This window comes from Agrobacterium salinitolerans, from assembly GCF_027498475.1.
GTDB classification, from domain to species: domain Bacteria; phylum Pseudomonadota; class Alphaproteobacteria; order Rhizobiales; family Rhizobiaceae; genus Agrobacterium; species Agrobacterium salinitolerans.
In genome coordinates, this window is the sequence record NZ_JAPZLN010000001.1 from 1,422,501 (window position 1) to 1,446,896 (window position 24,396).

Here is a 24,396-nt window from a genome sequence, read left to right on the forward strand (position 1 = left end):
GCAGGATCTCGTCCTGCAGACCTCCAAGGTTTATATTGATGCTTATGAACGCATCACCGGACAGCGCTTCGTTCCCGACGATAGCGGCGAAACGCCGCTTGCAAGGGTACGCCGGAATCTGGAGCCGTTCTTCCCCGGAGTCTGACCCGTGAGCAAAACGATCGAACAGGCGAGAAAGGGCGACAGGAAGAATGACCTTCCCGTGCGGCGCCGGCCTCGTCGTTCCGCCGAGGAAACCCGGCGGGACATTCTCGCCAAAGCCGAAGAGCTTTTCCGCCAGCGCGGTTTCAATGCGGTGGCGATTGCGGATATCGCCGCGGCGCTCGGCATGTCGCCTGCGAATGTCTTCAAGAATTTCAGTTCCAAGAACGCACTCGTTGATGCGATCGCTTTCGAGCAGATCGGCGCGTTCGAACGGGACATCAAGCCGCTGGATAAAAGCCACGAGCCGCTTTCGAGACTGCGCCATCTAACACGCACCCTGATGGAACAGCACCACCGGGATTTAAACGACAATCCCTACATATTCGAAATGATCCTGATGACGGCAAAGCAGGACATGAAATGCGGCGACTATTACAAATCCGTCATTGCAAACCTTCTGGCCGACATTATCCGTGACGGTGTCGCTGCGGGACTCTATGCCCCCGCCGACATTCCGCCCCTTGCGAACACCGTGCTCCACGCGCTTACAAGCGTAATCCATCCCGTCCTCCTAGCACGGGAAGACATCGGCAATTTAGCAACACGTTGCGATCAACTCGTCGATTTAATCGATGCGGGGTTGCGCAATCCGCTTGCTAAGTGACGATTCCCAATTTACGTCACCTTCTCGCAATTGCTTGCGAAGCGCATAAGCCTGCGCTTCTATGGGCGTGGCGGTCCGGACAGAATGAGCGAAAAGGGTCACTTCCAAGGCCTTCGCCTTTTGTGTCTGTTTCCGGACGCGCATCCGCCGAGCGACATTGCGCTTATAGTTGAATGCGATCGATACGCAGGGAAGAACAATGAGCCGACGTATTTTGCCCCTATTTGCTTCTCTGTGTGTAACCGCCCTTCTGGCGGGTTGCAGCGATGGCGGCGAGAGCAGCCAGAACGCCGCCCAAAATACGGAGCGTCCGCCGTCTCCGGTCAGCGTCATCCTGATGAAGACCGGGGAATACCCGTTGACCACGGTCCTGCCCGGTCGCGCCAGCGCGTTCCAGACAGCGGAAATCCGCCCGCGCGTCACCGGCATCATCCGCGAAATTCCCTTCAAGGAAGGCAGCGAGGTCAAGCAGGGCGATGTTCTCTACCAGATCGAGGACAATACCTATCTGGCAGAAGTGGCGCAGGCCAAGGCGAGCGTGGCGAAGGCGGAAGCAAGCGTTCCGAGCGCCGAGGCGAACCTTGCCCGTTACGAACGTCTGGTCAACAGCGGCGCGACGCAGATCGAATATGAAAACGCCAAGGTGACGCTGCTGCAGGCGCAAGCCGATGTGGCGCAGACCAAGGCTGCGCTGGAAACGGCGGAAATCAACCTCGATCTCACCAAGGTCCGCGCCCCCTTCGACGGCATCACCAGCGCAACAGCCTTCAGCATCGGCAACGTGGTGACGGCCAACCAGACGACGGCTTTGACGACGCTGCGCCGCATCGATCCGATCTATATCGACCTGATGGAATCCAGCATCAATCTTCTGCGTCTGAAAAAGGCGATCTCGTCGGGCCAGCTCGGCGGCGACACGAAGGAGACCGGTATTCACCTGACGCTGGAAGACGGCACCGAATACAAGCATGACGGCAAGATCGACATGTCCGACATGGCGGTGAGCGAAACCACCGGCACCTTCTCCATCCGCGCCCTGTTCGAGAACCCGGACGATCTCCTGCTTCCCGGCACCTATGTCCGCGCCACGCTGACCATCGGCAAGGAAAAGGGCTTCCGCATTCCGCAGCGCGCCGCGAGCCGCAACGCCAGTGGCGAACTGACGGCGAAATTCGTGACGGCGGAAAACAAGGTGGAAACCCGCACCTTCCCGTCCAGTCAGCAGTCGGGCAACGCCTGGCTGGTGACGGAAAACGTCAAGGATGGCGACAAGCTGATCGTCGACGGCTTCCAGTGGATTGCCGAAGGCGCGACTGTCGCACCGGTTGAAGTGACCATCGACGATCGCGGTATCGTCGTTCTGCCGCAGCAAGCTCCGCCTGCCGCCGCCCCCACGAAATAAGCATGAGCACGAAACCCTCGGTCGAAGCTCGTAAAAGGTAAGGCAGGACTGCCATGGCCCATTTCTTCATCCGGCGCCCCGTGTTTGCATGGGTTATCGCCATCGTCATCATGCTGGGCGGCGCCCTCGCGATCTGGACATTGTCCATTTCGCAGTACCCGGATATTGCGCCGACGACGGTTCGCGTCAGCGCGACTTATAACGGAGCCAGCGCCGAAACCGTCGAAAAATCGGTGACGACCATCATCGAGGACGGCATGACCGGCCTCGATGACCTCACCTATATGACATCGTCGTCCTCAACGGGCAGCGCCGAAGTGACGCTGACCTTCGGCAACAGCATTCTGCCTGACATTGCGCAGGTTCAGGTGCAGAACAAATTGCAGCTTGTCCAGTCGCAATTGCCCGATACCGTGCAGCAGCAGGGTATCCAGGTCAGCCGCTCGACATCGAGTATTCTGATGGTCGGGGCGCTGATCTCGACCGACGGCAAACGCAACTCGGCCGATCTCGGCGACGTGTTCTCCTCGCGTGTCGAGGACCAGATCAAGCGTCTTGAGGGTGTGGGCAGCATCAACGTCTTCGGTTCTGAATATGCGATGCGCATCTGGCTGGATCCGTTCAAGCTCAACAAATACCAGCTGACGACCGCCGACGTGACCAGCGCCATCCAGAGCCAGAACACCCAGGTTTCGGTCGGCTCGCTCGGCGCGGTACCGGCCGTCAAGGGCCAGCAGCTCAACGTGACGGTAACGGCGCAGAGCCAGCTTACCACCGTCGCCGATTTCGAGAAGGTCATTCTCAAAGTCGAGAAGGATGGCGCTACCGTTCGCCTCAGCGACGTGGCGCGCATCGAAATCGGCCAGGAAACCTATGGCGGCGATTCCCGCTCCAACGGCCGTCCGTCCGCCGGTTTCGCAGTCAACCTCGCCACGGGCGCCAACGCGCTCGATACGGCGGCCCGCGTGAAAGCGGCCCTGACGAATGTCGAGGGTTCGTTGCCCGAGGGGGTTTCGATTGAATATCCCTATGACACCACGCCCTTCGTGAAACTGTCGATCGAGAAAGTGGTGCACACGCTGATCGAGGCGATCATTCTCGTCTTCGTGGTACTTCTGGTATTCCTGCAAAACCTCAGAGCCACCTTCATCCCGATGATCGCCGTGCCGGTGGTTCTCTTGGGCACATTCGGCGTGCTTGCGTTGACAGGTTATTCGATCAACACGCTGACCATGTTCGCCATGGTGCTTGCCATCGGCCTTCTCGTGGACGACGCCATCGTCGTCGTCGAAAACGTCGAACGTATCATGTCGGAAGAAGGCCTGTCGCCGGTTGAGGCGACGGAAAAGTCGATGGGCGAGATCACCGGTGCTATCGTTGGTATCGCACTCGTGCTGACCGCCGTGTTCATTCCGATGGCCTTTTTCGGCGGATCGACCGGCATCATCTATCGCCAGTTCTCGATCACCATCGTGTCAGCTATGCTGCTGTCGGCTGTGGTCGCCATCGTTCTGACACCGGCGCTTTGCGCCACGATGCTGAAACCGATCAACCATCACAAGAAGCAGCGCGGACCGGGCGCCTGGTTCAACCGCGGCTTCGGCAAAACGACGGACGGTTATGTGTCCTCCATCGGCTATCTGCTGAAGCGTCCGCTGCGCGTGATGATCATTTTCGCGGTCGTTATCGGAGGCTGCGTCTGGTTCTTCAGCAAGCTGCCTAGCTCGTTCCTGCCGCAGGAAGACCAGGGTGTTCTTCTGACGATCATCCAGACGCCGACCGGTTCGAACATCGAACGCACCAACGAGGTGGTGAAGCAGGTTGAAAACTACTTCCGCGAAAAGGAAGCCGCCAATGTCGAATCGGTCTTCGGCGTGCTCGGCTTCAGCTTCAGCGGTTCTGGCCAGAACAACGCCATCGTTTTCACCAAGCTCAAGGATTTCGAAGAACGCACGGCGCCGGATCAACATGCCGGTGCCATCGTTCAGCGCGCCATGGGCACCTTCTTCGGTTTCCGCGACGCGCAGGTCTTCCCGCTTCTGCCTCCGGCCATTCAGGGCATGGGCACATCGAGCGGTTTCTCGATGTATCTCGTGGATAGCGGCCGCAACGGCACCGATGCCCTGACCGCCACGTCCAAGGAACTGATCGCGCTGGCGACCAGCAATCCGAAGGTCAGCTCGCTCAGAAGCGGCAACCAGGACAATGAAACGCAGATGAAGATCGTTCTCGATCAGGAAAAGATGGGAGCCATGGGGGTCGATCTGTCCTCAGTGAACCTCATGCTGTCGACGATCTTTGCCGGCCGGGATGTCAACGACTTCACGCTCAACGGCGAGCTGAAGCCGGTCTATGTTCAGGGTGATGCGCCCTATCGCATGCAGCCGGACGACCTCAAGTTCTGGTACGCCCGCAATACCAATGGCGAAATGGTGCCTTTCTCTTCCTTCAGCGAAGTGAAATGGATCAATGCGCCTCCGTCTCTCGCCCGCTTCAACGGCACGGGCGCCATCTCGCTCGAAGGCACCGCCGGTGCAGGCGTTGCATCCGGTGACGCCATGGACGAGATGGAACGGCTGACGGCGAGCCTGCCGGGCGGCTACACGGTGGCGTGGCAGGGCATTTCCTATCAGGAACGCCTTTCCGGCTCTCAGGCGCCGATGCTCTATGCGTTGTCGGTACTGATCGTGTTCCTTTGCCTTGCCGCTCTCTATGAAAGCTGGTCGATCCCCTTCTCGGTCATTCTGGCCGTTCCGGTGGGTGTCCTCGGCGCTTTGACTGCGGCCCATTTCTTCGGCCAGACGAATGACGTTTACTTCAAGGTGGGCCTGCTGACGACTATCGGTCTCGCGGCGAAAAACGCGATCCTGATCGTCGAGTTCGCCAAGGAGAGGCAGGAGCACGGGTTAAGTCTTGTGGAAGCGGCGCTGGAGGCAGCCAAGCTGCGCCTGCGTCCGATCATCATGACGTCGCTGGCTTTCATCCTGGGTGTCGTGCCTCTGGCAATCGCAACTGGAGCGGGTTCCGCCGCGCAAAATGCAATCGGAATCGGGGTTCTGGGTGGTATGCTTTCTGCAACACTGCTCGGAATTTTCTTCGTTCCGTCCTTTTTCGTCATCATTCGCCGCCTTTCAAGGCGTTAACAAAACAAAAATGGGCTGTGCCAACCGTTAATACGCTGCTAGAAATGTTGCCGATTTGGCTAATGCACGTTTCTAGGGCATATCGACCGCGCAGCCCGTTTGTCAGCAAGCCGCGCTCGGTAAGCCAACCTAAGAATTGGGAAAATTACATGCTGTCTATTCGCGCTACTCTTCCCCTGACAATGCTGCTGCTCTCAGGCTGCGTCGTCGGGCCCGACCACAAAACGCCGGAAATTCAATTGCCGGGAAAGTTTGCGGAAGCCGGAAAAACCAGTAATGGCGACATCAGCAGCGTTGCGTGGTGGACGGCCTTTAACGATAGCCGCCTCAATGGTTACGTTTCCACGGGCCTCAGTCAGAACCTGACCGTGATGCAGGCGATCGAGCGCATCAATCAGGCGCAGGCACAGGTGATCGTGGACGGCGCTGGCGGCCTGCCAAGCCTGACGGCAAGCGGCAGCCACTCGACCAGCGAGACCAAGGGCAGCTATCGAGATGTTCCCGTCACGAACGTGTCGTCGGGCGGCCTCAGCGTTTCCTGGTTCCTAGACCTCTTCGGCCGTTACCGCCGCGCCACCGAAAGCGCCAATGCATCGCTCGATGCCGCTTACTCCACGGTCGACGTTCAGCGCCTGACGCTGATTTCAGCCGTCGCCGCCGCCTATATCGACGTGCGCTACTATCAGGAACGTCTGGAGATCGCTCGCCAGAACCTGGGCTCGCGCCGCGAAACGCTCGATCTGACCAAGTTGCAGCTCGAAGCCGGTGCGGCCTCGCGACTCGATGTCGTCCAGTCCGAAGGTCTGGTCAATTCGACGCTGTCGCAGATCCCCGGCCTCGAAACCAGCTTCCGCAAGGCCGCGCACCGCATCGCGACCCTGCTCGGCATGCCGGCCTCGTCGCTCATCGCTGAACTGCAGAAGGGCGCACGCCAGCCTGTTGCGCGGGCAGTTCCCCCCACGGGTATTCCGGCCGACCTGATACGCAACCGCCCGGACATCCGCGTCGCCGAACGTAATCTCGCCGCTGCGGTCGCCACGATCGGCGTGACCGAGGCGCAACTTTATCCAAGCATAGAGCTTGGTGGTGCGATCACCCCGAGCTATAATTTCCTGAGCGGCGGCGCTAGAGGAACGGCCAATAGCTGGTCCTTCGGTCCGAGCCTAACTCTTCCGATTCTCGACGGCGGCAGACTGCGCGCCAATGTCGACATCGCCAACTCACAGGCGCGAGAGCAATATCTCGTCTGGAAGGCAACTGTTCTCAATGCGGTGGAAGAAGTCGAAAACGCCCTGGCCGCTATCAATCGCGACCAGCGTACCGTCAACGCTCTGAGAAAGACCGTCGCCTCCTACCAGGAAGCGCTACAACTCTCCACTGCCAGCTATCGTGACGGTGCATCGTCTCTGCTCGATGTTCTGGATGCTCAGCGCTCGGTCTCAGATGCACAGGCAAACCTTGCCACGGCGATCCAAACGACCGCGCAGGACTACGTCTCGCTCAACGTAGCGCTCGGCGGCGGTTACGCCGTTGGCCAGACCACGGCTCCGAAGAAGGCGCCCGGCCCGACCCGGACCGCGGCCAAGGCCATGTAAGACACGCCGCAAGGCAAAGAAAAAGCCCGCGTCTCGACGCGGGCTTTTTATTGTTCGTGATACAAAAAACACCGGTCGCCCGGTGCTTTTTTAACTGGCCGTCAGGCTCAGTTCTTGGCGCGCTCGACGTAGGAATTGTCTTCGGTCGCGATGACCACGCGGATACCGGCATCGATATGCGGCGGCACCATGGTGCGGATGCCATTGGAGAGAATTGCCGGCTTGTAGGAAGAAGACGCCGTCTGGCCCTTGACGACCGGTTCGGTTTCCGTGATTTCCAACGTGACGTGACGCGGTAGTTCAACGGCCAGCGGATTGCCTTCGTGGATGGAAAGAACGCAGGTCATGCCTTCCTGAAGATAGGCCTTCTGGTCACCCATCGTCTCGACATCGACCACGACCTGATCGTAGTTTTCCGGGTTCATGAAGTGGAAGCCTTCGCCGTCTTCATAAAGGAACTGGAAGTTCAGGTCTTCGACGAAAGCCCGCTCGACCTGCTCGGTGGTGCGCCAGCGCTCGGAGACCTTCACGCCGTCAACGATGCGGCGCATGTCCACCTGCGTGACCGGCGTGCCTTTGCCGGGGTGAAAGTTCTGCGCAGTGAGAACGACGTAAAGCTTGCCGTCCACGTCGAGAACATTGCCCTTGCGGACGGATGAGGCGATAACCTTGACCATATGACTTCCTTGTAACTCGATGAAATGCGTCGTAAAGGACTGCGTGGCAGCACCGGCCCCGGCAGACGTTTTGTCTTTTTTCTGGGGCGCAACTACCTTAAATCCGCACGAATTGCCAGCCTTCTACAGCAATTCGCGGAAGAGCGCCTAGCGGTTTTCCGCCCGGAAATGCTTTAAATGATGCGATCAGGCGTTTTGCGGGCCATTTATCCGCAATTGAGCGCCGCAGAGAAGACGGAAAAGAACTGAGAATGCGCGCAAGCAAAGAGACAATGTCGCCATGGTGGACGCCTGATGTCCACGCGGATCGACGCGCGTTTCTCATTGAGCGCAATGCGATCCAGTCGGCCTTTCGCGGCTATTTCGCCAGCGCCGATTTTCTTGAGGTCGATACCGCGACATTGCAGGTTTCCCCCGGCAACGAGGCTCATCTGCATGCTTTCGCTACGCAAGGCCTGACGCCGGCCGGCGACGCCGCGCCGCTTTATCTTCACACTTCTCCCGAATTTGCCTGCAAGAAGCTGCTCGCCGCCGGTGAAAAACGCATCACCTGTTTTGCCCATGTTTACAGAAACCGGGAAAGAGGCCCTCTGCACCATCCGGAATTCACCATGCTGGAGTGGTATCGAGTCGGCGAAAACTATGAGAGCCTAATGAAGGACAGCGCCAATCTTCTGGCGCTGGCAGCTGAAACCGCAAAGGCGAAGAGTTTCACCTATCGTGGTCGCAGCGTCGATCCGTTTCTCGAACCTGAGCGGGTAAGCGTCGCCGAAGCCTTCGAGCGATATGCCGGTGTGGACCTGCTGGCCACCATCAGCCGAAACGGCGAAACCGACAGTCGCCATCTTGCCGCGAGCCTCACCAATGCCGGCATTCGCGTGGCCGATGACGATACCTGGGCGGATATGTTCAGCCGTGTCATCGTGGAACGGGTGGAACCGGAACTGGGTTTCGGCAGAGCGACCATTCTTGACGAATATCCGACCGCAGAAGCGGCCCTTGCCCGCAAGTCCCCTGGGGATGCGCGGGTGGCGGAGCGTTTCGAGCTATATGCCTGCGGCGTTGAACTCGCCAACGCCTTTGGTGAATTGACCGACGCGACTGAGCAGAGACGGCGTTTCGAAATGGAAATGGCCGAGAAGCAGCGCATTTACGGCGAGACCTATCCGCTGGACGAGGATTTTCTGGCCGCACTCGCCATCATGCCGCCTGCAAGCGGCATAGCACTCGGGTTCGATCGGCTGGTGATGCTGGCGACAGGCGCCCCCCGTATCGATCTCGTCATGTGGGCCCCAGTCGCGGAATATGGACGATGACAGGGCTTGAGATCATAAAGACACCCGAAGCGCTTCTCGAAGCGGGGCTGATTGAAGCCGAAGCGCTGGAGAACCTGCGCGCGGTGACGCAGCGTTACGCACTCGCCATCACGCCATCGATTGCCGGGCTGATCGACAGCCGCGACCCGCAGGATCCCATTGCCCGGCAATTCGTACCGGACGCGGCCGAACTCGTTCACCTTCCCGAAGAGCGCGACGACCCGATTGGCGACGACGCACACAGCCCCGTCCACGGCATCGTCCACCGTTATCCCGACCGGGTTCTTCTAAAGGCGGTGCACGTCTGCCCCGTCTATTGCCGCTTCTGTTTCCGCCGGGAAATGGTCGGACCGCAGGGCAATGGCATGATGAGCCCGGCTGAGCTTGACGCCGCATTCGACTATATAAATGCGAACCCCGCCATCTGGGAGGTCATCCTGACCGGTGGCGATCCGCTGGTGCTTTCCCCCCGGCGCCTGTCTGACCTGATGACGCGCCTGAAAAACATACCGCATGTGAAGATCGTCCGATTCCATACCCGCGTGCCGGTGGTCGATCCCGACCGTATCGACGTGGCACTGATCGATGCGCTGAAGGCCAGCGGCAAAACCACCTATGTGGCCCTGCACGCGAATCATGCCCGTGAACTCAGCGAAACCGCAAGGCGCGCCTCGGCGCGCCTGATCGACGCCGGCATCGCGATGGTCAGCCAGACCGTCCTTTTGAAAGGCGTCAATGACGACCCGGCGGTTCTTGCCGAGTTGATGCGCGCCTTTGTCGAGACCCGTATCAAGCCCTATTATCTGCATCATCCCGATCTTGCGCCCGGCACCAGCCATTTCCGGCTAACGATCGACGAGGGCCAGCGAATCGTTTCGGCGTTACGCGGAAACGTCTCCGGGCTCTGCCAGCCGACCTATGTTCTCGACATTCCCGGCGGTCACGGCAAGGCCGCTATCAGCCGAAATGCGGCCGAAAAGACCCGCGATGGCTGTTACTCCGTTTCCGATTTCAACGGAAACGATCATATTTACCCACCGCCCGCTACCGGCGGCAATTAAAACAAACATAAAAAGCCCGCTGCACCGGGCTTTTCGTGGCGGCCTCGGCCGAAAACAAAAATTTCACAATTCCGCCCCTCTCCTGTCATCATAAAGAAAAATATTCTACCTATAACAATCAGCATTGATTTTAGTGCTGGTCTGGATTATCAGTGTGGAACTGGAGAACGAGTCTCCTGATTCTGGGCCAACACCAATACAGGGAGTGTGTCATGTCAAAACATATCAACATCAACGCAATCCTTGGTCTTGAGTCCTGGAATGCTGGATTTAAATCCACGTGTTCCCGCTGCTGTCGAATGTGACCTGACGGTCTCAATTTCCTGAAAATCAGTTCGACAACATGCTGTGTAAATAAGCCACAGCGGGAGTATACCTATGCAAAAGCAAGTTATTGAATTCGCTGGCGAACCCGTCGGCATCGTCATACCGGACAACGACCGGCTGAAGTTCATCGCGGTGAAGTTCCACGTTCACGATCTGGACGAACAGAAGTTCGACAGCGCCGACGACGTGCGGATTGCCATCCGCGATCTCGTGCGCAACCGGAATCTGGCCGCAGTCGCCTGATGCGGGAAAACTTTCGCCCGCTCACAGAACCGTCAAAATTAGGCCGCGCCAAATATCGGACCCCGAACAGCGGTCCGATGGCGCGCTCTTCTCTTGCATGCCTCTTCTCTTGCATGTCTTGCGCGATAATCCGGCTGCCTGCATTGCGCTGACCGCAGATCGCCAAATCTGCCCTGAAGAATAGAGCATAAAGGCACCCCACCTGCTTCCCATCCTCAGGCAGAAAACATTCCAGCAAAATCAAAGTGGCGCATGGCCCCCGTGCAAAATCGCACTCCTGGGGCTCTACCCCGCGGCCCGCATGTATCGTCAGATAGGCTGCATCAAAACGCGGTAAACGTCAGCGTCGTCAGCGAGCGCACGATTCCCGGAATATTGACGATGTTCTGGTTGATGAACTTGCCGATATCCTCTTCCTGCGGCAGATAGATTTTCAGCAACAGATCATATTCACCGCTGGTGGAATAAAGCTCGGAAACCAGTTCCGTTTTGTAGATGGCGTCGGCGACATCATAGGTCTTGCCGGGCTCACATTGAAGCTGAACGAAAATGGGCTTCACGGACATCTCCCGTATTTGAACTTTCGGTGCATGGCTGCTCGTGCCACGCGTCATGGCGCACTATTGGCTGAGCTGCGTCCGTCTTGCAAGGCCGGTTACCGGATTACGCCGAAAACTGGCCCGGCATGCCGTTCGCCCCAATTGCGGCCTCGGAAACGATCCATCGCCGAAAACTCTCAAGCGGAGCATAACCAGCGCGATCCGGCATGCAAGCGAGATAATAGGCTTCCTCGCTCTCCACTTGCCCCGCGACAGCCGCAACCAGACGACCGCTTCGCAACTCTTCCTCGATCATGAAGGACGGAATGAGCGACGCCCCGACACCGGCGCTTGCCGCCTCGGCAATCGTCGTGAACTGATCAAAAAGCATGCCATGCACATTGTCGAAACTGACGCAATGACTGCGAAACCATTGTTCCCAGGCGTCCGGCCGGGTCGTCATGTGCAGCAACGGGACATGCAGCAGATCGTCCGGCTTTGAAAGTCCTTGTCGCTCCTTGAAGGCCGGGCTGCAGACCGGAATGACCTTTTCATGCATAAGGAAAACCAGCTCGGTGCCCGGCCAATGCGGCAATCCGAAATGGATCGCCGCATCAACAGTGTCCGTGCGGAAATCGAATAGCGATGATCGCGTCAGAAGATTGACCGAAACGCCCGGGTGTCTGGCAATGAAATCGGGAAGACGCGGCACCAGCCAGCGCGTGCCGAAGCTCGGCAGGACGCCGAGATTGAGCGTGCCGCCATCCGGATTGGCGCGCAGGTTGAGTGAGGCCGTCGATATTCGCCGCAACGCCTCGCGGATTTCCCTTGCATAACCCTCCCCGGCCCTTGTCAGCCGGATCGTCTGCCTCTCGCGCAGGAATAGCGCCGCGCCAAGCTGCTCTTCAAGCGCCAGAATTTGGCGGCTGACCGCACCCTGCGTCAGCCCCAGTTCCCTCGCCGCGGCGGTGACACTGCCCGTCCGGGAAGCGGCTTCGAAAGCCGCCAGCAGCGAAAGCGACGGCAGAAAACGGCGTGGCGGCAGCACCATATTCCCTCACGGAATGAACTCTTGACGATATGTCGATATTCAACAGGCAAGACCGCTTGTAAAGTCTTATAAACAAGGGCTTGTCACTCATACGAAGAACAAATGAACTGGCCCGGAACATGGTGGAACGATGTATAATGACCCCCGCTCGCATGGCCTCTGGGAAAAGACCGCGCCACAGCCGCCCGTAACGCCCGCCTTGGAGGGCGCAACGGTTGCTGATGTCGTCATTGTCGGAGGTGGCTTCACCGGCCAGTCCGCCGCCCTTCATCTTGCCGAATGCGGTGTGGATGTCGTTCTTCTCGAAGCAAGGGAAATCGGCTTCGGCGGCGCCGGCCGCAATGTCGGTCTCATCAATGGCGGCATGTGGGTCATGCCGAAAGAACTGCCCGGCGTGCTGGGTTCGACTTACGGCGAACGGCTTCTCGATCTTCTGGGCAATGCGCCCCTCCTCGTTCGCGAGTTGGTGGAGAAACACGCGATTCCCTGCGAAATCGAAAAAAACGGCACGCTGCATTGTGCCGTCGACGACAAAGGGCTCGCCGAAATCCGCGAGCGCTGCGAACAATGGGCTGCGAGAGGCGCACCTGTCCGCATTCTTGATGCCGAGGAGACAGCGAGACGTACCGGCAGCACGGCCTATTCCGGTGCGCTTCTGGATACACGCGCCGGTACGATACAGCCGCTCGCTTATGTTCGAGGCCTTGCCGCAGCCGCCCGGAAAGCGGGTGCACGTCTGCACACCGAAAGCCCCGTGGTAGCGACCGAACGCAGCAACGGAAAATGGGTGGTGAAGACGCCGCAAGGGTCTGTAACCGCCAACTGGATCGTTGTGGCCACCGAAGCCTATAGCACCGGCCCATGGCAGATCGTTCGCGATGAGCAGATCTACCTACCCTATTTCAATTTCGCGACGAGACCGCTCGGCGACAACCTGCAAAAGAGCATCCTGCCCGGCCGTGAAGGTTGCTGGGATACGAAGGAGATTCTCTCATCCTTCCGCATGGACAAAGCCGGCCGGTTGGTTTTCGGCAGTGTCGGTGCGCTACGCGGCACCGGCGCCGCCATTCATCGTGCCTGGGCAAAACGATCGCTGAAGCGGCTTTTCCCGCAGCTTGGAGACACGGAATTCGAATGTGAATGGTATGGCCAGATCGGCATGACGGACAATGCCGTTCCACGGTTTCACAAATTTGCGGAGAACGTCGTCGGCTTCTCGGGCTATAACGGTCGCGGCATTGCGCCGGGCACGGCCTTCGGCACGGTGATCGCGCAGTATATTCTCGGTGAGATTGCTGAAGCCGAGTTGCCCCTACCCGTAACGGAGCCGAAAGCGCAGAATTTGCGGGGGATTAAGGAAGCCTATTACGAGGCAGGCGCACAGATCGCCCATTTCGCCGGCGAGCGTTTTTGATCGGCCTTCCAACGCACGACACGAACGTTCGGGCCGATGCTTCATTACGACGTTCGCCGTTATCGGATGCGCTCACCATCCCTCATCCCTATGCTTCTCACCAGGATTCAGCCAGCCCGCTAAGGGCTTTTTTCCACCCCGCGATATATCCTTGAAAATATAATGATTGCCCTATAGGCCTATCGATATATTCATAGGAATATTTTGAAACGGGGTAACACACCATGAGACTTTTGCGTCGCAGCTTTCTCAAAACCATTGCCGCAGCCACATCCTTCTGGATGGCGGCCTCACTCGCGGCCGTTCCGGCCCATGCAGCCGAAAAAGTCACGGTGTTTGCCGCCGCGAGCATGAAAAACGCCCTCGACGCCATCAATGCCGAATGGGCAAAGGAAAGCGGTAACGAAGCAACCGTTTCTTATGCAGCAAGCTCGGCGCTGGCCAAGCAGATCGAGCAGGGCGCGCCGGCGGATATCTTCATTTCCGCCGACCTTGCATGGATGGACTATATCGCCGAAAAGAAGCTGATCAACGCTGACAGCCGCTCCAATCTTCTCGGCAACCGCATCGTTCTCGTCGCTCCGGCTGACAAGGCAAAGCCGGTCGAGATCAAGCAGGGCTTCGATCTTGCTGCTCTGGTGGGCGACGGCCGTCTGGCCATGGGCGCAGTCGATTCCGTACCGGCGGGCAAATACGGCAAGGCCGCTCTGGAAAAACTCGGGGTCTGGTCCTCGGTCGAACAAAAGGTCGCCGGCGCGGAAAGCGTGCGTGCAGCGCTGCTGCTCGTCTCGCGCGGCGAAGCACCCTATGGCATCGTCTACCAGACCGATGCCGCCGCCGATCCGGGTGTGAAGATCGTCGGCGCCTTCCCGGAAGACAGCCATCCGCCGATCATCTACCCGGTCGCCATTCTTTCGGAAGCCAAGTCCCCGGCAGCAAAAGCCTATCTGGATTTCCTGAAATCGGCCAAGGCAACGCCCTTCTTCGAAAAGCAAGGCTTTACCGTTTTGAAATAAACTGCCTTTCGTGAGCCCAGCCTATTGGCCGCGAGAGATGACGATTGCAGGATATGGCATTGCCTTGGTGGACACTCAGCCCTGAAGAATGGACGGCAATCAGGCTCAGCCTGTGGGTGTCCTCCATCGCCATGCTCGCCAGCCTGCCTTTCGGCATTGCGGTTGCCGTGGCGCTGGCGCGCGGCCGCTTCTGGGGCAAATCGCTTCTTAACGGCATCGTCCACCTGCCGCTCATCCTGCCGCCCGTCGTCACCGGCTTTCTGCTACTCGTCCTGTTCGGCCGCCGGGGCGCAATCGGGCAATTTCTCGATAGCTGGTTCGGCATCGTCTTTTCCTTCCGCTGGACCGGGGCGGCGCTCGCCTGCGCCGTGATGGCCTTTCCGCTGATGGTGCGTTCCATCCGGCTCTCCATCGAAGCGGTGGACCGAAAGCTGGAGGAAGCGGCGGGCACATTGGGGGCAAGCCCGTTCTGGGTTTTCCTCACTGTCACGCTTCCTCTGACATTGCCTGGCATCATCGCCGGCATGATCCTGGCTTTCGCCAAGGCCATGGGCGAATTCGGCGCGACCATCACCTTCGTGTCCAATATTCCCGGCGAGACCCAGACTTTGTCCGCCGCCATCTATACCTTCACCCAGGTTCCGGGCGGCGATGCCGGTGCGTTGCGGCTAACCATTGTCTCCGTCGTGATTTCCATGCTCGCTTTGCTCGTCTCAGAGTTTCTGGCCCGCATCATCGGCAAACGGGTGAGCATGGAATGACGCTTTCGGTCACCACCCGCCATCGCCTCGGCTCCTTCGAACTCGATGCGTCATTCACCTCGCAAGGCGGCGTCACCGCGCTGTTTGGACGCTCCGGTTCCGGCAAGACCTCGATGATCCGCATCATCGCGGGCCTGCTGCGGCCGGATGAGGGACAGGTTTTGCTGGACGGCGAAGTGCTGGCCGATAGCGAAAAGCGACTGTTCGTGCCGGCCCATAAACGCCGTTTCGGTTATGTCTTTCAGGAGGCGCGGCTTTTCCCGCATCTCAGCGTGGCGCAAAATCTGCACTACGGTAGCTGGTTCACCGCAGACAAAACGAAGGTCGCGCAGGAAGACCATATCATCGACATGCTCGGCATCGGCCATCTCTTGCAGCGGCGTCCAAACAAACTCTCGGGCGGCGAAAAACAGCGCGTTGCCATCGGCCGCGCACTGCTTTCTTCCCCCAGACTGCTGCTGATGGACGAACCGCTCGCCTCGCTGGACGAGCAGCGGAAAGCCGAGATCATTCCTTATCTCGAACGGCTGCGCGACGAGACAAAAATCCCTGTTGTCTATGTCAGCCACTCTATTCAGGAGGTCGCCCGCCTCGCAGACCGCATCGTGGTGATGAAGGACGGCAAGGTGGAAGCGCAGGGAAAAGCAGCCGACGTGCTTTCCAGACCGGATTTCAGCACGCATCTCGAACGGCGTGAGGCAGGCAGCATTCTTTCCGGGCACATTGAAAGCTTTGATGAGCGGCACGGACTTGCCGCCGTGAGGCTAAAGACCATGCTGCTCCATGTTCCGGCCAAAAGGGGAACATCCGGCAGCCCGGCGCGCGTGCTTATACCGGCGCGTGACGTGATGCTGGCAACCGTAAAACCCGAAGGCTTGAGCGCCCTCAACATTCTCGAGGGTCGTGTCGCAACTGTCTCAGCCAGTGAAGACGGCATGGTCACGATTCAGGTGGATTGCGGCGGCGACATCATCCAGTCGCGCATCACCGATCTGTCACGCGAGAGGCTGCAGCTGGAACCCGGAAGACGAGTGCATGCGATCATAAAGTCGGCGGCTCTTGATCCCTATTGAGGGCCGCGGCGGGATTACGATTGGCCTCCAGCCAGTCGATATCGGCGCGCAAGGCCTCGTTCATCCGCTTTTCCATGCCGCGGTAACGCTCCAGAACCTCAGTGCCGAAAGCGGTCAGCGCCGCACCGCCGCCCTGTTTGCCGCCACGCTGCGATTCAATAACCGGTTGCCGGAACATATGGTTCAGCGCATCCACCAGCAGCCATGCGCGACGATAGGACATGTCCATCGCCCGCCCGGCGGCAGAGATGGAGCCGGTCTCGACAATCAGCTCCATCAATTCGATCTTGCCGTGCCCCAATCGCTCTCCGGGCGGAAAATCGATACGAAGAACAGGTTTCAGTGGAGCGAGGGCCTCACTCATCGTTCAAAGGCTCCGTCCATGAAGATCGCGATAGGCCTTTTGCGCTCCATCCACCGGCAAGGCCGTCGCCTCATAGACGCCACGCGCCACCGCGCGCGCCATCACGATGGTGGCAAGATGGCAAAGTTCGGCGAAATGAACGCCGCCCTCAAGCGGCTTTTCACCGGTCGCGGCCGCGAACATGGTGTCGCCGTCGCTTGGCAGATGGGCGGGCAGAACGGCGCGCGCCAAACCGTCATGCGCCATGATGGAAAGGCGATGCGCCTGCGCTTTGGTGAGCACGGCATCCGTCACCACCGCACCGATGGTCGTTGCCGTGAGATTGACCCCCTTGAGGCGCAGCGCGGTATGATCCCGCTCGAAACGATCGGGAAAACCGCAATCGCCATATTCACTCCGCACTTCAAACGGCGCGGACCAGAAATGGCGGCTCGTTCCAACCGTTGCGGAGCCGAGCGCATTGACGGCAACGATGGCCGCCACTTTGTAATCGCCGGAACTGACGGTGCTTGCGGAGCCGAGCCCGCCCTTGAAGGTGGCGGTCGTCGCACCCGTTCCAGCCCCGGCTGTTCCGAGTTCGAAGGGCGTCGCACGCGCCGCCTTGAAGGCCGCATATCCCATCTCGCGATAGGGTGAATGCAGACCCCAGCCCTTATCACCGCCATTCAGCAGATCCATCAGGATCGCCTGCGGCACGATGGGAACGCGGGTGGACCCCACCTGCAGGCCACGCCCGATTTCGCGCAGCCCGGCCTGAACGCCGCCCGCCGCATCCAGTCCGAAGGCAGAACCGCCCGACAGCACGAAGGCGTCCACCGTTTCCACCGTCATCGCGGGGTCGAGCAGGCCGGTATCGCGCCCGCCCGGCGCACCACCCAAAACAGAACCGGAAGCGATGACGGGCTTTTCGAAAACAATCGCCGTAACACCGGAGCCAAGGGCAAGATCGGTGACATTACCGACCGAAACGCCGCCTATGTCAGTCAGAAGATTTGTGAGTGCCGCCATGCCGTTTCCCTTTTCTCCCGGTATCCCGCCACCATCAGGCACTGTCAACGCAAAACGTGACGTGCCTGATGTCTACGACAAGCCGCGATCAGGAAAAGACAGCCGTTCCGATCACCGGCGTCGAGGGAACGGCCATGTCCCTCGGCTCCAGCGGCCCGGAGAGATATGCCTGATGGCCGGCTTCTATGGCGCGAGCGAAAGCCTCCGCCATGCCGACCGGATCACCCGCGCCCGCAACCGCCGTGTTGAGCAGAACGGCATCGTAACCAAGCTCCATCACCGTGACCGCATGGGACGGGCGGCCGATACCGGCATCGACAATCATCGGCACATCCGAAAAACGCGCCCGCATGGATTTCAGCGCCGTTAGATTGAGCGGTCCCATGGCGCTGCCGATCGGCGCGCACCAGGGCATCAGTACCCTGCAACCCGCCTCCAGCAGCTTTTCGGCGACGACCAGATCGTCCGTCGTATAAGGAAAGACCTCGAAACCATCGTCGCAGAGGATTTTCGCCGCCTCGACAAGTGCGAAGACATCGGGCTGCAACGTATCGTGATGGCCGATAACCTCCAGCTTGATCCAGTTAGTGCGGAACACATCGCGGGCCATCTTTGCCGTCAGCACCGCTTCCTTGACCGTGTGGCAGCCGGCGGTATTGGGCAGAATGTGGCGATCCAGCTCGCGGATAAGCTCGAAAAACTGACCGCCCTTCTTGCCGCCCGCCGTTTCCCGGCGCAGCGAAATTGTCAGAATATCTGTGTTGCTCGCCCGCACGGCGTCGGCAAGCACGGCAGGAGACGGATAGCGCGCTGTGCCGAGCAGGAGACGGGATGAGACCTCGCGGCCATAGAGCGTCAGCATGGTTTCAGCCTCCCTGCATCGGCGAGAGGATTTCGATACGGTCAAAGGCCTTCAACCTATAATCGGCGCGCTCTTCCGAATGCACCAGGTCACCGTTCACCGCCGTCGCCAGCCACTCACCCTCGTATTCGAGGCTGGCAAGCAGGCCGGCCAGCGTCTCGGCGGCGAGATCAAGCTCGTCGCCATTCACCAGAAGTTTCATGATCCCGTTCCTTTTGAGAGAGAGTTTGGCAAACGACTTCAGCCGCCTTCCGCGCCATCGCCGGCGACAGCAGAAAGCCGTGCCGGTGCGCGCCGTTGATGAAAATGGTCCGGCCATCCTGCGTGACATCAGGCAGATTGTCAGGATAGGCGGGGCGCACGCCGGTGCCCGTCTCGATGATTTCCGCCTCCGCGAAAGCCGGATGCACGGCATAGGCGGCATTCAGGAATTCCATCATTGAGCGGGCGGAAATGGCGCCCGCATCTTCCGTCTCGATCATCGTTGCGCCCACCATGAAACGACCCGGCTCGCGCGGCACGATGTAAAGCGGAATGCGCGGATGCAGCAGCCGGACAGGACGAGACAGGGAAACCTCCGGCGTGGCGAGATAGAGCATTTCTCCCCGCACACCGCGAAGATCGGAAATCCCGCCGATTGCCGCAGAGCCAGTGCAATCCACCACGCGGTCGAACGGCTCTTCATCCAACGGGATACCCATATGGAACCGTACACCCATGGTGCAGAGCCGCTCATGCAGCGATTTCAGTGCAAGACGCGGATCGAGGTGCCCCTCGCCCGGGAAATAAAGCCCGGAACGAAATCGCCCGGCAAGATCAGGCTCCAGCGCGGCGATTTCGCCCTCATCCACCCAGCGATAGCCAGCGGTCCGCGATGCGAAACGCGAAAGCTCCACCTTGTCGCGGGCTGGCGCAACGACCAGCGTACCGTGCCGCACGACAAGGCCGGGTGTCGCGTCATCCCACCAGTCGAGCGCCGCCTGACCGAGCGTCAGAACCGCCGCTTCAGCGCTTTCACGCTCGCACCAGGGCGCCAACATGCCGCCCGCATACCAGGATGCACCGCGAGAAGGTTCGGCATTGCGCTCGCAGACCTCGACAGTAACGCCGGTCCGCACCAGTTCGAAGGCCGCCGTCAAACCGGCGACCCCCGTTCCCTTGACCAGAACGCGCATGCTATTCGGCATCCGCAGGGGTCGCGAGCGGCATGTAAAGCTCACCGCCTTCCTTGAAGCGTGCGGCCATGGCCTCCAGCCCCTCCTTCTGCGCCTCGGCGCGGATATCGTGGGAAATCCGCATCGAGCAGAATTTCGGCCCGCACATGGAGCAGAAATGCGCGACCTTGTGCGCTTCCTTTGGCAACGTCTCGTCATGGAAGGAGCGCGCCGTATCCGGGTCCAGCGACAGGTTGAACTGGTCCTCCCAACGGAACTCGAACCGCGCGCGCGACAGCGCATCGTCCCGCACCTGTGCTGCCGGATGCCCCTTGGCGAGATCGGCGGCGTGGGCAGCGATCTTGTAGGTGATGACGCCGACCTTCACGTCGTTACGGTCAGGCAGGCCGAGATGTTCCTTGGGCGTGACGTAGCAGAGCATCGCCGTTCCGAACCAGCCGATCATCGCAGCACCGATGCCCGACGTGATGTGATCGTAACCGGGCGCAATATCGGTGGTGAGCGGCCCGAGCGTATAAAAGGGCGCCTCGCCGCAGGTCTTCAACTGCTTGTCCATGTTTTCCTTGATCTTGTGCATCGGCACATGGCCGGGGCCTTCGATCATCACCTGGCAATCCTTCGCCCAGGCGATCTGCGTCAACTCGCCGAGCGTCTCCAGCTCGGCAAACTGAGCCGCGTCATTGGCATCGGCAATCGACCCGGGACGCAGGCCATCACCAAGCGAGAAGGAGACGTCATAGGCGCGGCAAATGTCGCAAATCTCGTCGAAATGCTCATAAAGGAAACTTTCCTTGTGGTGATGCAGACACCACTTGGCCATGATCGAGCCGCCGCGCGAAACGATGCCGGTGACGCGGTTGACGGTGAGCGGGATGTAATGCAGCCGCACGCCGGCATGGATGGTGAAATAATCCACGCCCTGTTCCGCCTGCTCGATCAGCGTGTCGCGGAACACTTCCCAGCTCAGATCTTCGGCAATGCCGTTGACCTTCTCAAGCGCCTGATAAAGCGGCACCGTGCCGATCGGCACCGGCGAGTTGCGGATGATCCATTCGCGGATATTGTGGATGTTGCGGCCGGTCGACAGGTCCATGACGGTATCCGCACCCCAGCGGATGGCCCAAACCATCTTCTCCACCTCTTCAGCCATGGAGGAGGTGACGGCGGAATTGCCGATATTGGCGTTGATCTTGACGAGAAAATTGCGGCCGATGATCATCGGCTCAAGTTCCGGGTGGTTGATATTGGCCGGAATGATGGCGCGGCCCGACGCCACTTCCTGACGCACGAATTCCGCCGTGACATAATCAGGAATATGCGCGCCAAAGCTTTCGCCGTCACGCGCGAGCTTTTCTTTCACGGCCTCGCGCCCGAGATTTTCGCGGATGGCGATGAATTCCATTTCCGGCGTGATAATGCCCGCCCTGGCATAGGCAAGTTGCGTCACCGCCTTGCCCGCCGTCGCTTTCAGCGGCTGGTGACGCACACCGAATTCAGGCGTCAGGCGCTCGCCTGTGGCAAAGCCGTTATCCTCCGGCTTGACGTGTCGCCCCTCATAAGCCTCGACATCACCGCGGGCCACGATCCAGTCTTGACGCAGGCGCGGCAGACCCTTTTCAATCAAAACGGCATGGGCAGGATCGGTATAGGGGCCGGAAGAATCATAGACCGTCACCGGCGGTTCGCCGGCTGTGGGATGAACGGCGATCTCGCGCATCGGCACGCGGATATGGGGATGTAGAATGCCGGCTTTGTGGATTTTCTTGGAGGCGGCATGCGGCCCGGTGGTGACCGTAAGCGGGATAGTCTTGGCAGCGATATTCATCTTGAGGCTCCAAAGTTTGACAGTGGAGACCCAGTTCGAGCCGGAATGATGGAAAATACCGAATTGCCGAAACGCAACGTCATGCGCCCGCCCGACATCAGGTCTTTGCACCGTCCCTACGCCAGTATGAACTGGATCAGGTTCAACGGGTCACTGCGCATGAAAGCAGAATCTCAGCCCCTTGACGGGACACCCCTGGTGAATGGTCCCAGCAAAAAACACCGCCCGGCATTTGTCAAGGCCGACGATCCGTACTTGGCAAAGGTGCGGGAATGTCGCATGCTGCCGTTAGTTGTAATTAACCTAACGGTTTAGGCGAATATTATCGTTTGCGGCATAACGATAAGCACAAACCTACCTAATGTTGATTTCATTGGAGATACGTCGGAATGAATGCGACTATTCGTGAAATACTGGCAAAATTCGGCCAGCTTCCAACCCCCGTCGATACGATTGCAGACGAAGCCGATCTTTATGCAGCGGGCCTTTCTTCCTTTGCGTCGGTACAATTGATGCTCGGCATCGAAGAGGCATTCGACATCGAATTCCCCGACAATCTCCTGAACCGCAAATCCTTTGCGAGCATCAGGGCGATTGAAGACACCGTTAAGCTCATTCTGGATGGTAAAGAGGCAGCCTGATGAACGTCACCGTAGCGCCGCAGGATGAAACGCTGTCCGCGCGCGCGGGCCGTGTCGCGGCAATTGCCGCCAGACATGCGGATGCGGTAGATGTCACCGGCCGCTTTCCGCAGGAAGCTGTTGATGCGCTGCGACAGGAACGTCTGCTCGGCATTCAGGTCCCCTCTTCGCTGGGCGGCGAAAGCGCTTCCTTACAGGAAATCGCCGATATCTGCGCCCGGCTCGGGCAGGCATGTTCGGCAACCGCGATGATTTTCGCCATGCACCACATCAAGCTGTCAAGCCTTGTGGAACATGGCGTCGAGAGCAACTGGCATCCGGGCTTCATGCGTCGCGTTGCCAACGAACAGCTCCTGCTCGGCTCCGCCACCACGGAAGGCGGCATCGGCGGCAATCTGCGCAACTCCATCTGTGCGATCGAAGTCGAAGGCGATAGCTGCCGGCTGGAAAAGGATGCCACCGTCATTTCCTATGGCAGCAATGCCGATGCGATCCTCATCACCTCGCGCGCTCACAAGGATGCCGCGCCCGCCGACCAGGTGATGACCGTCTTCCTGAAAAATCAGTACACGCTCGAAAAGACCCATGTCTGGGATACGCTCGGCATGCGTGGCACCTGTTCGGACGGCTTCCTGTTCCGCGGCGAAGCGCCGGCGGCGCAGATATTCCCGAAACCCTTTGCCGAAATCGCCGCACAATCCATGCTTGCAAGCTCGCATCTCCTGTGGAGCGCCGTCTGGTATGGCATCGCCTCGGACGCCGTGCTGCGCGCCCAGTCTTTCGTCAGAGCCGCGGCGCGCAAATCGCCGGGCACCGCTCCTCCCGGCGCAATCCGCCTTGCTGAAGTTTCCACCAAGCTGCAGGTCGTGAAATCCAACATCATCGCCGGCATCAAGGCTTACGAGGACACCAAGAGCGACCCCGAAAAACTGATGTCCATGGCCTTTGCCGTCGCCATGAACAATGTGAAGATCTGCTCTTCGGAAACCATTCTCGAGATCATCGACCACGCCATGCTGGTCTGCGGCATCATGGGCTACAAGAACGGCACACCCTACAGTCTCGGCCGACACCTGCGCGACGCACATTCCGCCCGGCTGATGATTTCCAACGACCGCATTCTCGGCAATTCCGCCAATCTCCTGCTGGTTCACAAGCAGGACACCAGCCTCTTGGGATAAGACCATGGACATGCAAACATCGTTTCTCGATCGACTGTTCGAAGAAGGCCTGCTGATTGAAACCGGTGTGGACGGTCTTTATGGACGCAGCGGCCAGTTCGAGGATGTGATTGCCGCCTTCGAGCGGCTGATCGACCGCACCGGTGGCGCTGACGGCGCCGAAGCGATCCGCTTCCCGCCCGGCATCAACCGCGCCTATTTCGAAAAGAGCGGTTACATGAAGAGCTTCCCGCAGCTCGCCGGCACGGTCCATTCCTTCTGCGGCTGTGAGCTCGACCATGTCAGCCTGCTGAAGACGATGGATGAGGGCGGCGACTGGACCAAGGACCAGAAAGCCACCGACATCGTGCTGACGCCGGCGGCCTGCTACCCCCTTTATCCGACGATTGCCAAGCGCGGCGCGCTACCTGCCGGCGGCGGCCTCTATGACATCCAGTCCTATTGCTTCCGCCATGAACCCTCCAAGGATCCGGCGCGCCAGCAGCTTTTCCGCATGCGTGAATATGTCTGCATGGGCACCGAGGCGAACGTCACCGAATTCCGCCAGACCTGGATGGATCGCGGCGTGGAAATGATGAAAGCGGTCGGGCTCGACGTCACCATCGATATCGCCAACGATCCCTTCTTCGGCCGCGCCGGAAAAATGCTCGCCAACAACCAGCGCGACCAGAACCTGAAATTCGAACTCTTGATCCCGGTCACATCGACGACGAACCCAACAGCCTGCATGAGTTTCAACTACCACCAGGATGCTTTCGGCCAGAAGTGGGGCCTGAACCTCGATAATGGCGATGTTGCCCATACCGCCTGCGTCGGTTTCGGCCTTGAGCGCATCGCGCTGGCGCTGTTTGCGCATCATGGTCTCGATGTGAAGAAATGGCCTGCGAAGGTCGTGGAAACGCTCTGGGGCTGAT

General features: G+C 59.4%; 24 protein-coding genes and 1 riboswitch (1 of these 25 cut by a window edge). Of the genes, 15 read left to right on the plus strand and 9 right to left on the minus strand.

The annotated features are described in order from the left end of the window. The 5 genes from O9X91_RS06880 to O9X91_RS06900 form a co-directional block, all read left to right on the plus strand. On the plus strand, positions 1 to 145 hold the final stretch of the coding sequence (locus tag O9X91_RS06880) for a phosphoribosylaminoimidazolesuccinocarboxamide synthase (protein WP_077985576.1). Its footprint begins 806 nt before the window's first position; 145 of the gene's 951 nt are visible here — the last part of the coding sequence; its start codon lies off the left edge, out of view; the stop codon is at positions 143 to 145. Positions 146 to 148: 3 nt separating this feature from the next. After that, entirely contained in the window at positions 149 to 808 is a 660-nt protein-coding gene (locus tag O9X91_RS06885) for a TetR/AcrR family transcriptional regulator (protein WP_142913022.1), read from the plus strand. A gap of 199 nt (positions 809 to 1,007) precedes the next feature. Next, on the plus strand, positions 1,008 to 2,210 hold the full coding sequence (locus tag O9X91_RS06890; RefSeq protein ID WP_077985574.1) for an efflux RND transporter periplasmic adaptor subunit: 1,203 nt from the start codon (positions 1,008 to 1,010) through the stop codon (positions 2,208 to 2,210). 53 nt (positions 2,211 to 2,263) lie between these two features. Next, positions 2,264 to 5,353 carry an efflux RND transporter permease subunit gene (locus O9X91_RS06895; RefSeq protein ID WP_142913021.1) on the plus strand — a complete coding sequence of 1,030 codons (3,090 nt, stop codon included), beginning with the start codon at positions 2,264 to 2,266 and terminating at the stop codon, positions 5,351 to 5,353. Between the two features lie 149 nt (positions 5,354 to 5,502). Next, positions 5,503 to 6,948, plus strand: coding sequence for an efflux transporter outer membrane subunit (locus tag O9X91_RS06900; RefSeq protein ID WP_137412218.1), 1,446 nt, complete (start codon positions 5,503 to 5,505; stop codon positions 6,946 to 6,948). 107 nt (positions 6,949 to 7,055) lie between these two features. On the opposite strand, the gene efp is transcribed toward O9X91_RS06900, so the two are convergent. Beyond that, positions 7,056 to 7,625, minus strand: a complete 570-nt coding sequence (gene efp / locus O9X91_RS06905) for an elongation factor P (RefSeq protein WP_065114199.1) — start codon at positions 7,623 to 7,625, stop codon at positions 7,056 to 7,058. A 251-nt stretch (positions 7,626 to 7,876) separates the two neighbouring features. Here efp and epmA point away from each other — a divergent pair, with 251 nt between their 5' ends. From epmA to O9X91_RS06920, 3 genes are all read left to right on the plus strand, one after another. Then, positions 7,877 to 8,941 (plus strand): EF-P lysine aminoacylase EpmA, encoded by a 1,065-nt coding sequence (gene epmA / locus O9X91_RS06910; protein WP_142913020.1) that lies wholly within the window; start codon positions 7,877 to 7,879, stop codon positions 8,939 to 8,941. Then, positions 8,938 to 10,002 (plus strand): lysine-2,3-aminomutase-like protein, encoded by a 1,065-nt coding sequence (locus O9X91_RS06915; protein ID WP_142913019.1) that lies wholly within the window; start codon positions 8,938 to 8,940, stop codon positions 10,000 to 10,002. The genes epmA and O9X91_RS06915 overlap by 4 nt, the downstream gene beginning before the upstream one ends. A 378-nt stretch (positions 10,003 to 10,380) precedes the next feature. Next, positions 10,381 to 10,572, plus strand: a complete 192-nt coding sequence (locus O9X91_RS06920) for a hypothetical protein (RefSeq protein ID WP_003492264.1) — start codon at positions 10,381 to 10,383, stop codon at positions 10,570 to 10,572. Positions 10,573 to 10,895: 323 nt separating this feature from the next. Here O9X91_RS06920 and O9X91_RS06925 read toward each other — a convergent pair whose 3' ends face one another. Continuing rightward, entirely contained in the window at positions 10,896 to 11,132 is a 237-nt protein-coding gene (locus O9X91_RS06925; RefSeq protein ID WP_003521320.1) for an Lrp/AsnC ligand binding domain-containing protein, read from the minus strand. 103 nt (positions 11,133 to 11,235) lie between these two features. After that, on the minus strand, positions 11,236 to 12,162 hold the full coding sequence (locus O9X91_RS06930) for a LysR family transcriptional regulator (RefSeq protein ID WP_142913018.1): 927 nt from the start codon (positions 12,160 to 12,162) through the stop codon (positions 11,236 to 11,238). A gap of 130 nt (positions 12,163 to 12,292) precedes the next feature. Here O9X91_RS06930 and O9X91_RS06935 point away from each other — a divergent pair, with 130 nt between their 5' ends. From O9X91_RS06935 to modC, 4 genes are all read left to right on the plus strand, one after another. Continuing rightward, positions 12,293 to 13,576, plus strand: a complete 1,284-nt coding sequence (locus O9X91_RS06935; RefSeq protein ID WP_142913017.1) for an NAD(P)/FAD-dependent oxidoreductase — start codon at positions 12,293 to 12,295, stop codon at positions 13,574 to 13,576. Between the two features lie 224 nt (positions 13,577 to 13,800). Next, positions 13,801 to 14,592, plus strand: coding sequence for a molybdate ABC transporter substrate-binding protein (modA, locus tag O9X91_RS06940; protein ID WP_077985567.1), 792 nt, complete (start codon positions 13,801 to 13,803; stop codon positions 14,590 to 14,592). 53 nt (positions 14,593 to 14,645) lie between these two features. Beyond that, on the plus strand, positions 14,646 to 15,353 hold the full coding sequence (modB, locus tag O9X91_RS06945; protein ID WP_137412224.1) for a molybdate ABC transporter permease subunit: 708 nt from the start codon (positions 14,646 to 14,648) through the stop codon (positions 15,351 to 15,353). Beyond that, positions 15,350 to 16,426: a molybdenum ABC transporter ATP-binding protein gene (gene modC, locus O9X91_RS06950; RefSeq protein ID WP_269833627.1), complete on the plus strand. Its 1,077-nt coding sequence runs from the start codon at positions 15,350 to 15,352 to the stop codon at positions 16,424 to 16,426. The genes modB and modC overlap by 4 nt, the downstream gene beginning before the upstream one ends. On the opposite strand, the gene O9X91_RS06955 is transcribed toward modC, so the two are convergent. From O9X91_RS06955 to thiC, 6 genes are all read right to left on the minus strand, one after another. Next, positions 16,395 to 16,790, minus strand: a complete 396-nt coding sequence (locus O9X91_RS06955; RefSeq protein ID WP_269833628.1) for a winged helix-turn-helix domain-containing protein — start codon at positions 16,788 to 16,790, stop codon at positions 16,395 to 16,397. The genes modC and O9X91_RS06955 overlap by 32 nt on opposite strands. A gap of 3 nt (positions 16,791 to 16,793) precedes the next feature. Continuing rightward, a complete protein-coding gene (locus tag O9X91_RS06960) occupies positions 16,794 to 17,798 on the minus strand; it encodes a P1 family peptidase (RefSeq protein WP_269826503.1) in 1,005 nt (334 codons plus the stop codon). Between the two features lie 88 nt (positions 17,799 to 17,886). After that, positions 17,887 to 18,660: a thiazole synthase gene (locus tag O9X91_RS06965; protein WP_137412228.1), complete on the minus strand. Its 774-nt coding sequence runs from the start codon at positions 18,658 to 18,660 to the stop codon at positions 17,887 to 17,889. Between the two features lie 4 nt (positions 18,661 to 18,664). Next, positions 18,665 to 18,862 carry a sulfur carrier protein ThiS gene (gene thiS, locus O9X91_RS06970; protein WP_077985561.1) on the minus strand — a complete coding sequence of 66 codons (198 nt, stop codon included), beginning with the start codon at positions 18,860 to 18,862 and terminating at the stop codon, positions 18,665 to 18,667. Continuing rightward, a complete protein-coding gene (gene thiO, locus O9X91_RS06975) occupies positions 18,831 to 19,835 on the minus strand; it encodes a glycine oxidase ThiO (protein ID WP_269833629.1) in 1,005 nt (334 codons plus the stop codon). Before thiO ends, thiS begins: the two co-directional genes overlap by 32 nt. A gap of 1 nt (position 19,836) precedes the next feature. Then, on the minus strand, positions 19,837 to 21,660 hold the full coding sequence (gene thiC, locus O9X91_RS06980) for a phosphomethylpyrimidine synthase ThiC (RefSeq protein ID WP_269833630.1): 1,824 nt from the start codon (positions 21,658 to 21,660) through the stop codon (positions 19,837 to 19,839). 95 nt (positions 21,661 to 21,755) lie between these two features. Then, positions 21,756 to 21,867, minus strand: a riboswitch (TPP riboswitch). A 182-nt stretch (positions 21,868 to 22,049) separates the two neighbouring features. Between thiC and O9X91_RS06985 the strand changes: the two genes are divergently transcribed. From O9X91_RS06985 to O9X91_RS06995, 3 genes are read left to right on the plus strand one after another with little or no spacing between them, the layout of a single operon-like run. Further along, positions 22,050 to 22,301 carry an acyl carrier protein gene (locus tag O9X91_RS06985; RefSeq protein ID WP_003521307.1) on the plus strand — a complete coding sequence of 84 codons (252 nt, stop codon included), beginning with the start codon at positions 22,050 to 22,052 and terminating at the stop codon, positions 22,299 to 22,301. Then, complete coding sequence (locus tag O9X91_RS06990; protein ID WP_137412231.1) at positions 22,301 to 23,482, plus strand: acyl-CoA dehydrogenase family protein; 1,182 nt, start codon at positions 22,301 to 22,303, stop codon at positions 23,480 to 23,482. Before O9X91_RS06985 ends, O9X91_RS06990 begins: the two co-directional genes overlap by 1 nt. 4 nt (positions 23,483 to 23,486) lie before the next feature. Next, positions 23,487 to 24,395, plus strand: a complete 909-nt coding sequence (locus tag O9X91_RS06995; RefSeq protein ID WP_077985559.1) for an amino acid--[acyl-carrier-protein] ligase — start codon at positions 23,487 to 23,489, stop codon at positions 24,393 to 24,395. Position 24,396 lies beyond the last annotated feature (1 nt).